Origin of the sequence: Pseudomonas guariconensis, assembly GCF_015680235.1 — a bacterium.
In the GTDB taxonomy this organism is placed as follows: Bacteria; Pseudomonadota; Gammaproteobacteria; order Pseudomonadales; family Pseudomonadaceae; genus Aquipseudomonas; species Aquipseudomonas guariconensis_A.
In genome coordinates, this window is record NZ_JADLJL010000017.1 from 39,784 (window position 1) to 53,826 (window position 14,043).

Below are 14,043 nucleotides of genomic sequence, written 5' to 3' on the forward strand. Positions count from 1 at the left end.
CGCCGGTTCACACGAGGTTATTCCATGCACGACACCCACAACGAACGCATGAGTGGCAGCGAAACCCGCGCCGCAAGCGGCCTGGCCCTGGTCTTTGCCTTTCGTATGCTGGGCATGTTCATGGTTCTGCCTGTGCTGGCCACCTATGGCATGGACTTGGCCGGTGCGACCCCTGCGCTGATCGGCCTGGCCATCGGTGCCTATGGCCTGACCCAGGCCGTGCTGCAGATTCCGTTCGGGGTGATTTCCGACCGCATCGGGCGCCGCCCGGTGATTTACCTGGGCCTGGTGGTGTTCGCCCTCGGCAGCCTGCTGGCGGCCCAGGCCGATTCGATCTGGGGAGTGATCGCCGGGCGCATCCTACAAGGTGCAGGTGCCATCTCGGCGGCGGTCATGGCGCTGCTTTCCGACCTGACCCGCGAGCAGCACCGTACCAAGGCCATGGCCATGATCGGCATGAGCATCGGCCTTTCGTTCGCGGTGGCCATGGTCATAGGCCCGCTGTTGACCCGTGCCTTTGGCTTGTCAGGATTGTTCCTCGCCACTGCAGGACTTGCCCTGGTCGGCATCGCGTTGATCGCCTTCGTCGTGCCCAGCGGCCACAAGGCCTTGCAACATCGCGAGTCCGGCGTGGCGCGCCAGGCCCTGGGGCCGACCCTGCGTCATCCGGACCTTCTGCGCCTGGACGTGGGCATTTTCGTCCTGCATGCAATCCTCATGGCCAGCTTCGTCGCGCTGCCCCTGGCCTTCGTCGAGCGCGGCGGCCTGCCGAAGGAACAACATTGGTGGGTATACCTGACCGCCTTGCTGGTCTCATTTTTTGCAATGATCCCGTTCATCATCTACGGCGAGAAGAAGCGCAAGATGAAGCGTGTGCTGATCGGCGCAGTCAGCGTGCTAATGGTGGTCGAGCTGTTCTTCTGGCAATGGGCTGACAACTTGCGCGGACTGGTGACCGGCACCGTGGTATTCTTTACGGCATTCAACCTGCTGGAGGCATCGCTGCCTTCGCTGGTGAGCAAAGTGTCGCCCGCAGGCGGCAAGGGGACGGCGATGGGGGTCTATTCCACCAGCCAGTTCCTCGGTGCTGCCTTGGGAGGAATCATCGGTGGCTGGTTGTTCCAGCACGGTGGCCTGGGCATGGTGTTCCTCGGTTGCGCAGGGCTGTGTGCCGTGTGGCTGGTGACGGCCTTGAGCATGAACGAGCCGCCGTACGTGACCAGCCTGCGCATGCCGCTGACGCCGGAGGGTCTCCGGGAGGCCGGCTTGACCGAACGCCTGTTGGCCGTGCCGGGTGTGACCGACGCCGTGGTGGTGGCAGAAGAAGCCGCCATCTATATCAAACTGGATACGAAAATTTTGGACCGCGCGACCCTCGAGCGTCTGGTGAACCCAGCCGCTTCGGCGTGCGAAGCCTAGGAGAACGTTATGGCCCGTGGGGTTAACAAAGTCATTCTGGTCGGCACCTGCGGTCAGGATCCCGAAGTCCGCTACCTGCCCAACGGTAACGCCGTGACCAACCTGAGCCTGGCCACCAGCGAGCAGTGGACCGACAAGCAGTCCGGCCAGAAGGTCGAGCGTACCGAATGGCACCGCGTGGCTCTGTTCGGCAAGGTCGCCGAGATCGCCGGCGAGTACCTGCGCAAAGGTTCGCAGTGCTACATCGAAGGCAAGCTGCAGACCCGCGAGTGGGAAAAAGACGGCATCAAGCGCTATACCACCGAAATCATCGTCGACATCAACGGCACCATGCAGCTGCTCGGCGGCCGTCCGCAGAACCAGCAGGGCGGTGATCCGTACAACCAGGGTGGTGGCAACTACAACCAGGGCGGTCAGCAGCAGTACAACCAGGCCCCTCGCCAGCAGGCTCCGCGTCCGCAGCAGGCCCCGCAGCGTCCTGCACCGCAGCAGCCAGCTCCGCAGCCGGCGGCTGACTTCGACAGTTTCGATGACGATATTCCGTTCTGATTCGAACGGTTAGGCATCACGTCAGACTAGAAACCCGGAGCAACCGCTCCGGGTTTTTTCATGTTCTGAATTTTGGTTGGCTACAGGTTCGCGTTAGCCATCGATGGTGAGGTCCCGCGATCGCTTCATACCTGACCCACGTCATCGCACATTCCTGATTCTTGACTAGAGTTACAGGTTGGTGGCCATCCCGATGGCCGCTACCGTGAGTCCTAGAGGCGCCGGCACGTTCCAGGCGCCCAGAACCTGATCAGGAGTGCACGATGGACCTCAACCGTCGGCAATTCTTCAAGGTCGCCGCCGTCGGCCTTGGAGGCTCGAGCCTTGCGGCGTTGGGCATGGCCCCTACGCCTGCGTTCGCCGAGCAGGTGCGTCACTTCAAGTTGGCGCATACCAAAGAAACCCGCAACACCTGCCCCTACTGCTCGGTCGGCTGCGGCCTGATCATGTACAGCCAGGGCGATGCGGGCAAGAACGTCAAGCAGAACATCATCCACATCGAGGGCGACGCGGACCACCCGGTCAACCGCGGCACCCTGTGCCCGAAGGGCGCCGGGCTGCTGGACTTCATCCACAGCCCCAACCGTCTGCAGTACCCCGAGGTGCGCAAGCCAGGCAGCAAGGAATGGACTCGGATCAGCTGGGACGAGGCGCTCGATCGCATCGCCGACCTGATGAAGAAGGACCGCGACGCCAATTTCATCGAGAAGAACGACCAAGGCCAGACGGTCAACCGTTGGCTCACTGTGGGCTTCCTCGCCGCGTCGGCCGCCTCCAGCGAGGCCGGCTATCTGACGCACAAGGTGGTCCGTTCGCTGGGTGTACTGGGGTTCGATAACCAAGCGCGTGTCTGACACGGCCCGACGGTGGCAAGTCTTGCCCCGACGTATGGCCGTGGCGCCATGACCAATCACTGGTCTGACATCGCCAACGCGAACCTGGTCCTGGTGATGGGTGGCAACGCAGCAGAAGCGCACCCGTGCGGCTTCAAGTGGGTGACCGAGGCCAAGGCGCACAACAAGGCGCGGCTGATCGTGGTCGACCCGCGATTCACGCGTACCGCCTCGGTGGCGGACTACTATGCGCCGATCCGCACCGGTACTGATATCGCCTTCATGGGCGGGCTGATCAACTACCTGCTGAGCAACGACAAGATCCAGCACGAATACGTGCGCAACTACACCGACGTGTCGTTCATCGTCAACGAAGGCTATGGCTTCGAAGATGGGTTGTTCAGCGGCTACGACGCGGACAAGCGCATCTATGCCGACAAGTCCGGCTGGGGCTACGAGCTCGGCGAAGACGGCTTCGCCAAGGTCGACCCGACCCTGCAGCACCCGCGTTGCGTCTTCCAATTGATGAAGCAGCACTACAGCCGCTACACCCCGGAAGTGGCGAGCATGACCTGTGGCATGCCCCAGGACGCCATGATGAAGATCTGGGAAGAGATCGCCACCTGCTCGCAACCGGGCAAGACCATGACGATCCTCTACGCGCTGGGCTGGACACAGCACTCGATCGGTGCGCAGATCATCCGCAGTGCAGCCATGGTCCAGCTGCTGCTGGGCAACGTCGGTATGCCGGGAGGTGGGGTCAACGCACTGCGTGGGCACTCCAATATCCAGGGCCTGACCGACCTGGGGCTGCTGTCCAACTCGCTGCCTGGCTACCTGACCCTGGCCGGCGACGCCGAGCAGGACTACGCCACCTTCATCGACAAGCGTGCCTCGAAGCCGCTGCGCCCAGGGCAGCTGTCCTACTGGCAGAACTACGGCAAGTTCCATGTCAGCCTGATGAAGGCCTGGTATGGCGCCAACGCCACCGCCGAGAACGACTGGGGCTATGAGTGGCTGCCCAAGCTGGACGTCGGCGCCTACGACGTGTTGCGCATGTTCGAGATGATGGGGCAGGGCAAGGTCAACGGCTATATGTGCCAGGGCTTCAACCCCATCGCCGCATTGCCGGACAAGAACCGCGTCACCGCCGCGCTGGCCAAGCTCAAGTGGCTGGTGGTGATGGACCCGCTGGCCACCGAAACGTCCGAGTTCTGGCGCAACGCCGGCCCGTTCAACGACGTCGACACAACCAACATCCAGACCGAGGTGTTCCGCCTGCCCACCACGTGTTTTGCCGAGGAGGACGGCTCGCTGGTCAACAGCAGCCGATGGCTGCAGTGGCACTGGAAGGGTGCCGACGGCCCGGGCCAGACCCGCACCGATGTGCAGATCATGAGCGAACTGTTCCTGCGCCTGCGCCATCGCTACAAGGCAGAGGGCGGCGCCTACCCCGACCCGATGCTCAACATCAGCTGGCCCTACAAGATTCCTGAAGAGCCATCCCCGGAGGAGCTGGCCAAGGAAATGAACGGCTGGGCGATCACCGACCAGGTCGATGCCGCCGGCGCTACGCTCAAGGCCGGCCAGCAGCTTTCCGGCTTCGGCCAGCTCAAGGACGACGGCAGCACCGCGTCCGGCTGCTGGATCTTCGCCGGCAGCTGGACCGAGCAGGGCAACCAGATGGCCCGGCGCGACAACAGCGACCCCTACGGCATGCACCATGTGCAGAACTGGGCCTGGGCGTGGCCTGCCAACCGGCGCATCCTCTACAACCGTGCCTCCAGCGACCCGCAAGGCAAGCCGTGGGACCCGGAGAAAAAACGCCTGGTGTGGTGGAACGGCAAGGCCTGGACCGGCACCGACGTGCCGGACTTCAAGGTCGATTCGCCGCCGGAGGCCGGGATGAACCCGTTCATCATGAACCCCGAAGGTGTGGCGCGGTTCTTCGCCATCGACAAGATGGCCGAGGGGCCGTTCCCCGAACACTACGAGCCGTTCGAGACGCCCATCGGCATCAACCCGCTGAACCCGCAGAACAAGCAGGCCACCAGCAACCCGGCTGGGCGGGTCTTCGACTCGGTGTGGGACACCCTCGGCAAGGCCGACGAGTTCCCCTACGCGGCCACCACCTACCGGCTGACCGAGCACTTCCACTTCTGGAGCAAGCATTGCCGCCTCAACGCCATTGCCCAGCCCGAGCAATTCGTCGAGATCGGCGAAGTGCTGGCCAATGAGAAGGGCATCAAGGCGGGCGACCGGGTGCGGGTCAGCTCCAAGCGGGGGCATATCGAGGCAGTGGCGGTGGTGACCAAGCGGATCCGCCCGCTGAAGGTCAACAACCAGACCGTCCACCACGTGGGTATCCCGTTGCACTGGGGCTTCACCGGTATCACCCGGCATGGCTACCTGACCAACACCCTGGTGCCGTTCCTGGGCGATGGCAACACCCAGACACCGGAGTCCAAGTCGTTCCTCGTCAACGTGGAGAAAATCTAAATGGCCCAGCAAGACATCATCGCCCGCTCGGCCACCACGACCGTACCCCCTTCGGTACGCCAGCAACAGGAAGTGGCCAAGCTGATCGACACCACCAAGTGCATCGGCTGCAAGGCCTGCCAGGTGGCGTGCTCGGAGTGGAACGAACTGCGTGACGAGGTCGGCCACAACCATGGCTCCTACGACAACCCTCAGGACCTGACCGCCGACACCTGGACCCTGATGCGCTTCACCGAGCACGAGCGCGACGACGGCAACCTGGAATGGCTGATCCGCAAGGATGGCTGCATGCATTGCGCCGAGCCTGGTTGCCTGAAGGCCTGCCCGAGCCCGGGGGCGATCATCAAGCACGCCAACGGCATCGTCGACTTCAACCAGGACCATTGCATCGGCTGCGGCTATTGCATCACCGGCTGCCCGTTCAATATCCCGCGTATCTCGCAGAAGGACCACAAGGCCTACAAGTGCAGCCTGTGTTCCGACCGTGTGGCCGTGGGGTTGGAGCCGGCCTGCGTGAAGACCTGCCCGACCGGGGCGATCGTCTTCGGCAGCAAGGACGAGATGAAGGTGCATGCCGCCGAGCGCATCGTCGACCTCAAGTCCCGTGGTTACGATAACGCCGGGCTGTACGACCCGGACGGCGTCGGTGGCACCCATGTGATGTACGTGCTGCACCATGCCGATACGCCCACGTTGTACGCCGGCTTGCCCGACCAGCCGGTGATCAGCCCCCTGGTGGGGTTGTGGAAGGGCATCAGCAAGCCATTGGCATTGCTGGCCATGGGCGCGGCGGTGTTGGCCGGGTTCTTCCATTACGTACGGGTCGGCCCACAGCGGGTCGAGGAGCAAGACCACCCGGCAGCGGGCGAAGACGGCGTGCATCAGGTGGACCCGTCGGTCCATGTCTATGATCCGACCAAGCCCGGTGGGCAAGGGGAGCCACGGCCATGAGCGACCACAAACCTATCGTGCGCTACAACGCCAACGAGCGAAGCAATCACTGGATCGTCGCGATCCTGTTCGTGATGGCCGGGCTGTCGGGGCTGGCGCTGTTCCACCCGGCACTGTTCTGGCTCAGCCACCTGTTTGGCGGCGGGCCGTGGACACGCATCCTGCACCCGTTCATCGGGGTGGCGATGTTCGTGTTCTTCCTTGGCCTGGTGTTGCGCTTCTGGCGCGCCAACTACATCACGGCCAACGATCGTCTATGGCTGCGTCGCATCGACCGGGTCATGCTGAACAAGGAAGAGGGCGTGCCACCGATCGGCAAGTACAACGCCGGGCAGAAGCTGCTGTTCTGGACGCTGCTGTTGTGCATGCTCGTGTTGCTGGTCAGTGGTGTGGTGATCTGGCGAGCCTGGTTCAGCCAGTACTTCGATATCGGTGCCATTCGCCTGGCCACCTTGCTGCATGCCCTGGCGGCGTTCGTGCTGATCCTAGGCATCATCGTGCACATTTACGCTGGCATCTGGATCAAAGGCTCGGTGGGCGCGATGCTGCATGGCACGGTGAGCCGTGCCTGGGCGCGCAAGCACCATGAACTGTGGTACCGGGACGTGACGGGCGACAAGGCCCCGCCAAGCCCGGGTAGAAAAAAAGGATGAGCGCTTGAGCACGATTCTCGAACCTGGGCAGATCGAGGCGGCGGCGACTGCGCCGCCGTTCCTGCATCTTCCGTCAGCCGAACTGTTCCAACTGCGTGCCGAACGGCTCGAGCATCTGGCCGAGGGGCATGCCTTGGGCGATTACCTTCGGCTGGTCGCTCGGCTGTGTCGTGTCCAGCAGCAGTTGCTGGCGCAGCCACCCAGCCCCATGCCGTTGGCCGAAGAGCGTCGGCGCCTGTGCCTGAGCCACGGCCTGCCGCCGCTGGCCGCCGACAGCCTGGTGCGCGAGGGGCCTTGGCTGCCTTGGCTGGAGGCATTGCTCGAGCACTTCCAGGACGCGCCGGGCGGCCCGCTGGCCGATGCCGTGCGGTCCTTGGGCAAAAGTGATCAAGCGCAGCGCAAGGGCTGGGCCATCGCCCTGCTCGGTGGCCAGTATGATGCTGTGCCGGCGGCGTTGGTGCCTTTCATTGGCGCTGCATTGCAGGCGGCGTGGAGCCATTGGTTGCTGAGCCTGCCGGAACCGGACCTGAAACCAGGTAGCAGCCTTTCGCAATGCCCAGCCTGTGGCTCGCCGGCCATGGCCGGGGTGGTGCGTAACCGAGGCAAGCACAATGGCCTGCGTTACCTGGCCTGTTCGCTGTGTGCCTGCGAGTGGCATGTGGTCCGGGTCAAGTGCGTGTACTGCGACTCGAGCAAGGGCCTGCGCTATACCAGCTTGGAGGATGACCGCCATGCCCCGGGCAAGGCGCCGCTGCGTGCCGAGTGTTGCCCGGGCTGCAACAGCTACCTCAAGCAGTGCTACCTGGAGAACGACAGTGCTGCCGAGCCCTTGGCCGACGACCTGGTCAGCCTGGCACTGGACATGCGCCTGGACGAAGAAGGCTTCCAGCGCCTGGCGCCGAACCTGCTGCTGGCGCCGGGTGGGGGGTGAGTGTCTACACTTCACTATCGAGTTGCCCCCATCGCCGGCAAGCCGGCTCCCACAGGTACAACGCAAGCCTGTAGGAGCGGGCTTGTCCCGCGATAAGGCCCGCCCAGACAACGGATCAGTCCAAGGTAGTACTGCATGTCTTCCAACCTCGCCAGCGACACCCCCCGCTTGCCCTCCATCGATACCCTGCTACGCCACCCGACCTGCGAGCCACTGATCGAGCGTCACGGCCGCGACGCCGTGCTGGCCACCCTGCGCCAGTTGCTCGATGACCTGCGCGAGCCCACCCGTCTCGGCCAGCTGGACGCAGTGGAGCTGGCGCCGGGGGGCCTCAATGGCCGTGCTGCAGAGCGCCTGACCGCTCTGCAGCGCAGCCAGGTCCGCCGGGTCTTCAACCTCACCGGCACCGTGCTGCACACCAACCTCGGCCGTGCGCTGCTGCCGGAAGAGGCCGTCGAGGCCATGCAGACCGCTGCCCGCTACCCGCTCAACCTGGAATTCGACCTGGCCACCGGCAAGCGTGGTGACCGCGACGACTTGATCGAAGGCCTGATCCGCGAGCTCACCGGCGCCGAAGCGGTCACCGTGGTCAACAACAATGCCGCTGCCGTGTTGCTGGCGCTCAACAGCCTGGGCGCTCGCAAGGAGGGCATTATCTCCCGCGGTGAGTTGATCGAGATCGGCGGTGCCTTCCGTATCCCTGACATCATGGCCCGCGCCGGCGTGCGCCTGCACGAGGTGGGCACCACCAATCGCACCCACGCCCGCGACTACCAAGGGGCGATCAACCCACGCACCGGCCTGCTGATGCGTGTGCATTGCAGCAACTACAGCATCCAGGGCTTCACCACCCAGGTGCCCACGGCCGAGCTGGCCACCATCGCCCACGCCCACGGCCTGCCCCTGCTCGAAGACTTGGGCAGCGGCAGCCTGCTCGACCTCACCCGCTGGGGCCTGCCGGCCGAACCTACGGTGCGCCAGGCCTTGGCCGATGGCGCCGACATCGTCACCTTCAGTGGTGACAAGCTGCTCGGCGGCCCTCAGGCCGGCATCATCGTGGGGCGCAAGGCGCTGATCGCCAAGATCAAGAAGAACCCGCTCAAGCGTGCCCTGCGCGTCGACAAGATCACCCTGGCTGCCCTGGAAGCGGTACTGGCGCTGTACCGCAACCCTGACCGCCTGGCCGAGCGCCTGCCTAGCCTGCGTTTGCTGACACGCCCTCAGGGCGAGATCGCCGCCCAGGCCGAGCGCCTGGCGCCGGTATTGGCCCACTGCTTGGGGTCGCAATGGGCGGTCAGCGTGGAGCCTGCGCTGGGCATGATCGGCAGTGGCAGCCAGCCGGTGGCACGCCTGCCCAGTGCCGCGTTGTGCCTGCGCCCGCTGGTGTCGAAGAAGCTGCGCGGGCGCAGCCTGCACGTGCTGGAGCGGGCCCTGCGTGCCTTGCCGGTGCCGGTGCTGGGCCGCATCGACGACGATGCCTTGTGGCTCGACCTGCGCCAGCTGGATGACGAGGCGCAATGGCTGGCGCAGCTTCCCGAGCTGCAGTTGGGGCCGGTCCAGTGATCGTCGGCACCGCCGGCCATATCGATCATGGCAAGACCGCGGTGCTCCAGGCTCTGACCGGCCAGGCGGGTGACCATCGCCAGGAGGAGCGCGCCCGGGGCATGACCATCGACCTTGGCTATCGCTACGCCGCCCTGGCCGAAGGGGCACCGCTGACCGGTTTCATCGATGTGCCGGGCCACGAGCGCTTCATCCATAACATGCTGGCCGGTGCCCATGGCATCGACCTGGTACTGTTGGTGGTGGCTGCCGACGACGGCGTGATGCCACAGACCCGTGAGCACCTGGCGATCATCGAGCTGCTGGGAATTTCCCAGGCCCTGGTGGCAATCAGCAAATGCGACCGCGTCGACCCGCAGCGCGTGGCGCAGGTTCAGGCCGAAGTCAACGACCTGCTAGCCCCTGGCCCTTATGCCGATGCGGCGCAGTTTCCGTTGTCCAGCGTCACCGGTGAAGGCATCGAGGCGCTGCGCCAGGCCTTGCTGGCGGCCGAGGGGCGCGTGCGCCAGCGCAGCGCCCGGGGTGGTTTCCGGCTGGCGGTGGACCGGGCATTCGCCGTGGCCGGTGCCGGTATCGTGATCACCGGCACGGCACTGGCGGGGCGAGTCAGCGCCGGGGATACCCTGCTGCTGGGCAAGGCAGGCAAACCTGTACGGGTCCGCGGGCTGCATGCGCAGAACCAGGCCGCGCTGGTGGCTGACGCCGGCCAACGGGTGGCCCTGAACATCAGTGCCGAGCGCCTGGCTCTGGAACATATCCACCGCGGCGACTGGCTGGTGCCGGACTGGCTGCATGCCCCCAGCCTGCGGGTAGACATCGAACTCACCTTGCTGGCAGGCGAAACACGCACCTTCGAGCATTTCAGCGCCGTGCATGTGCACCTGGGCACCCAGGATGTCACTGCGCGTGTGGCGTTGCTCGAAGGCGAGATACTGGGGGCTGGCCAGCGGATGTTCGCCCAACTGCTGCTGAACGCGCCGTTGCAGGCGGTGCACGGCGATCGCCTGGTGCTGCGTGACCAGCGTGCCCAGCGCACCTTGGGCGGCGGCCGGGTGCTCGATCCTTTTGCCCCCAGCCGCCAGCGGCGCAGCGCAATGCGCCTACGCCAGTTGCAGGTACTGCGCCAAGCCACGGAGCTGGAGCAAGCCTTGCCAGGCTTGCTGGAGGCGGCGCCGGGTGGGCTGGACCCCCAGCGCCTTGAGCGCCAGTTCAATCGCTTGCGTGAGGGCTGGCGGCTGCCCGGCGGCGTGCAAGCCATCACCACGAAACAGGGTTCGCTGCTGTTTGCCCAGCATCATTGGCAGGCACTCAAGCAGCAGGTCATCGCACAGCTTGCGCACTTCCACGAACAGGAACCGGACCAGCTAGGCCCTGACCGCGATCGCCTGCGCCGTTTCGTCGCCTTGGCCGTGGAGCGGCCGACGTTCATCGCCCTGCTGGAAGAGCTGTTGGCATCGGGCGATATCGTCAATAGCGGCCCCTGGCTGCACCTGCCGGAACACAAGGTGCAGTTGAGTGATGACGATGCTGCCTTGTGGGCGCGTCTGGAGCCGGCATTGCTGGAGGGATTGTATGACCCGCCGTGGGTCCGTACCCTGGCCACGGCGCAAGCGCGCGACGAAGGCGAAGTACGTCTGCTGCTGCGCAAACTGGCCCGGCTGGGGTTGGTGCACCAAGTGGTGCGTGACCTGTTCTACCCTGAAGCGACGATCCGGCGCATGGCCGACATGCTGTTGCAGCATTCAGCCAGTACACCGATAGTGCAGGTCGCGGCGTTTCGCGATATGTTGGGCATCGGTCGCAAGCGAAGCGTACAGATTCTCGAATACTTCGACCGCCTCGGCTTGACCCGGAGGGTCGCCGACCAGCGTCACATCCGCGCCGACAGCGCCCTGGCCCAGCAATCGGCCAGGCACTGACTACAAGGAAGGCAATCGCGCCCGGTGGCGCGGCCGGGCTTCAAACCCGGTTGGGGACGGCAGCCGTTCCCGGGCAGGTTCGACTCCCGCTGCCTTCCGCCATTCAACTCGACACGCGCCTACACGCGCTCGCCGCACAGGTCCAGGGCAAACCAGTGCTCCGCCGCCTGCACATCGAGCCCGGCGCCCAGCAGCGCGAACAGCTTGCCCAGCGCCGCCTCGCGGGTCATCCCGCCGCCGCTGACCAGGCCGGTATCACGCAACCGGCTACCTGCGGCATAGGTATCGAACACCACCGAGCCCTCCGGGCACTGGCTGATCGCGACGATCATCACACCGCCCTGGCGGGCATCGTGCAAGGCGTCGAGCAGGGCCTGGTCATCGGACGGGCCGGTGCCGCTGCCATAGCATTCGAGCACCAAGCCCTGGATGCCCGTTGCGAGCAAAGCCTGGACGAAACCGGCCTGCAGGCCGGGCACTACCGGCAATACCGCAAGCCTCACCGGTTCGCGACGCTGCCGGTAATCGAGTGCTGGGGGAATCGCCGCGGCTCGCTCGCCCTCGCGATGGCGGGGCAGGGCCGCGAAGGCATCGAATGCCTCGCTACGCAGCTTCGAGGCACGGCAGCCATGCAACAACTGCCCGTGGAAATACAGCTGTACCCCACTTTCCAAACCTCGTTCCAATAGCCGCAGGGCGCCGAGCAGGTTATCCCAGGCATCGCTGTCGGGTGCACCGGCGGGCAGCATGGAACCGGTCAGCAACACCGGCACCGGCAGGCCCAGCAGCAGGAACGACAACGCCGCCGCGCTGTAGGCCAGGGTGTCGGTGCCGTGCAGCACCAGCACACCGTCATGGCCATCGCGCTCCACCGCCTCGACGATGGCATCGCGCATGGCCAGCCAGTTGGCCTGCTGCATGTTGGCGCTGTCGATCAGCGGGTCGAGCTCACGCAGCGACCAGGTCAGGCCTGGTGCGTCGGCCTGCGAGGCCAGATAGTCGCGCATCCGCGCCTCGAAGCCGCTGGCCGGGGCCAGGCCTTCTGGGGTTTGCAGCATGCCGATGGTGCCACCGGTATAGAGGACGAGAAGATTCTTGACTGCACGCATGGAAAGCTTCCGTAGCGATGAGCGGAGAAGAGAGCCGCCCCGGATGGGGCGGCTGGGCAGGGGAGGATATCAGCGCTGCGGTTGAGCCTGGGCGGCGGCTTTGTCAGCGGCTGTGTCAGCTTGTGGGTTGGCTGGCCAGGCGTTGCGGTCCAGGTCCAGGTCGGCGAACTTGCTGGAATCGAATACCGGCTGCTCGATGCCTGCGCGGCGTTGGTCGTCGTAGTCGCGCATCACCCGCAGGCCGGTCTTGAACAGCAGGGCCAGAGCGATCAGGTTGACGAACGCCAGGCAGGTCATGGTGATGTCGGCGAAGGCGAACACGGTGGACAGGTTCTGCACCGAACCCCAGATCACCAGCGCCAGTACCAGGCCACGGAAGATCATCAGCACGACGCGGTTGCGGCTGAGGAATTGCAGGCTGTTCTCGCCCAGGTAGTAGTTGTAGAGGATGCAGGTGAAGACGAACAGCGACAGCGCGACGCTGACGAACAGGCGGCCCCAGTCACCGACCACGGCGGCCAGCGAGTTCTGGGTCAGGACGATGCCATCACCTTCGAAGCCTGGGGTGTAGAAGCCCGACAGCAGGATCAACAGCGCGGTGCAGGTGCAGATCACGAAGGTGTCGAGGAACACGCTGAAGGCCTGGACCACGCCCTGGGCGCCGGGGTGCTTCACGGCGGCTACGGCGGCGACGTTCGGCGCGCTGCCCAGGCCCGCTTCGTTGGCGAACACGCCACGCTTCACGCCCATGACGATGGCGCTGCCGAGCAGGCCGCCGAACGCCGGGTCGAGGCCGAAGGCGCTCTTGAAGATGGTTTCCAGCATGGCCGGCACGTGTTCGATCTGGGTGCCGATCACATACAGGGTCACACCGATGTAGGCCAGGGTCTTGACCGGTACCAGCAGGTCGGACACCGCAGCGATGCGCTTGATGCCGCCGATGAAGGTGATGGCCAGCAGTGCGGCGAGGACGATACCGGTGGTGCCCGGATCGAAGCCGAAGGCGTTCTGCAGCGAGTGAGTCATGGTGTACGACTGCACGCCGATGAAGGCGAAGCCGTAGGTGACCAGCAGCAGGATCGAGAACACGATCGCCATGCTTTTCAGCTTCAGGCCGTGCAGGATGTAGTAAGCCGGGCCGCCGCGGTACAGGCCGTCGCCGTCGGCGCGCTTGTAGACCTGGGCCAAGGTGCATTCGAAGAAGCTGCTGGCCATACCGACCAGTGCGGTGACCCACATCCAGAACACGGCGCCTGGGCCACCGAGGGTCACGGCGATGCCGACCCCTGCGATATTACCGGCACCGACACGGCCGGCCAGGCTCAGCATCAGGGCCTGGAAAGAGCTCAGTTGGCCTGCCTGGCCGCGAAGGGATTCCTTGAAGACACCGAACATGTGGCCGAAATGACGGAATTGGACGAAGCGAGAGCGGATGGTGAAGTAACCGCCGAGTCCGACGATCAGCACGATGAGAAGTTTCCCCGAAAGGAAATCGTTGAGTGCTTCGAGCATTGGGAATGACCTCGATTCTTGTTCTTCGCGTGGAAAGACCAGCGGGCGGCAGAGACGCACCGCTTTCATTGGCGCGCATGGTTGGCCATGACAACTATGGTTACA

General features: G+C 64.9%; 10 protein-coding genes and 1 tRNA gene. 9 read left to right on the forward strand and 2 right to left on the reverse strand.

The window, feature by feature from the left end; genetic code table 11:
* Positions 1–24: 24 nt before the first annotated feature.
* The 9 genes from IRZ56_RS13655 to IRZ56_RS13695 all read left to right on the forward strand — a co-directional run bounded on the left by IRZ56_RS13655 (position 25) and on the right by IRZ56_RS13695 (position 11,419).
* A complete protein-coding gene (locus tag IRZ56_RS13655; RefSeq protein WP_196145402.1) occupies positions 25–1,419 on the forward strand; it encodes an MFS transporter in 1,395 nt (464 codons plus the stop codon).
* 9 nt (positions 1,420–1,428) lie between these two features.
* On the forward strand, positions 1,429–1,968 hold the full coding sequence (locus tag IRZ56_RS13660; protein ID WP_196145403.1) for a single-stranded DNA-binding protein: 540 nt from the start codon (positions 1,429–1,431) through the stop codon (positions 1,966–1,968).
* 263 nt (positions 1,969–2,231) lie between these two features.
* A complete protein-coding gene (gene fdnG / locus IRZ56_RS13665; RefSeq protein WP_196145404.1) occupies positions 2,232–5,300 on the forward strand; it encodes a formate dehydrogenase-N subunit alpha in 3,069 nt (1,022 codons plus the stop codon).
* Positions 5,301–6,251: a formate dehydrogenase subunit beta gene (gene fdxH, locus IRZ56_RS13670; RefSeq protein WP_196145405.1), complete on the forward strand. Its 951-nt coding sequence runs from the start codon at positions 5,301–5,303 to the stop codon at positions 6,249–6,251.
* A complete protein-coding gene (locus tag IRZ56_RS13675; RefSeq protein ID WP_196145406.1) occupies positions 6,248–6,904 on the forward strand; it encodes a formate dehydrogenase subunit gamma in 657 nt (218 codons plus the stop codon). Before fdxH ends, IRZ56_RS13675 begins: the two co-directional genes overlap by 4 nt.
* Before the next feature lie 4 nt (positions 6,905–6,908).
* Positions 6,909–7,835 (forward strand): formate dehydrogenase accessory protein FdhE, encoded by a 927-nt coding sequence (gene fdhE, locus IRZ56_RS13680; RefSeq protein ID WP_196145407.1) that lies wholly within the window; start codon positions 6,909–6,911, stop codon positions 7,833–7,835.
* Between the two features lie 135 nt (positions 7,836–7,970).
* Positions 7,971–9,398 carry an L-seryl-tRNA(Sec) selenium transferase gene (gene selA, locus IRZ56_RS13685; protein WP_196145408.1) on the forward strand — a complete coding sequence of 476 codons (1,428 nt, stop codon included), beginning with the start codon at positions 7,971–7,973 and terminating at the stop codon, positions 9,396–9,398.
* Positions 9,395–11,317, forward strand: coding sequence for a selenocysteine-specific translation elongation factor (gene selB, locus IRZ56_RS13690; protein WP_196145409.1), 1,923 nt, complete (start codon positions 9,395–9,397; stop codon positions 11,315–11,317). The genes selA and selB overlap by 4 nt, the downstream gene beginning before the upstream one ends.
* Positions 11,318–11,323: 6 nt before the next feature.
* Positions 11,324–11,419: transfer RNA gene (locus IRZ56_RS13695), tRNA-Sec, on the forward strand.
* Between the two features lie 17 nt (positions 11,420–11,436).
* Here IRZ56_RS13695 and IRZ56_RS13700 read toward each other — a convergent pair.
* Positions 11,437–12,426 (reverse strand): asparaginase, encoded by a 990-nt coding sequence (locus tag IRZ56_RS13700; protein ID WP_196145410.1) that lies wholly within the window; start codon positions 12,424–12,426, stop codon positions 11,437–11,439.
* Positions 12,427–12,495: 69 nt separating this feature from the next.
* Positions 12,496–13,938, reverse strand: a complete 1,443-nt coding sequence (locus IRZ56_RS13705) for an alanine/glycine:cation symporter family protein (RefSeq protein WP_196145411.1) — start codon at positions 13,936–13,938, stop codon at positions 12,496–12,498.
* Positions 13,939–14,043 lie beyond the last annotated feature (105 nt).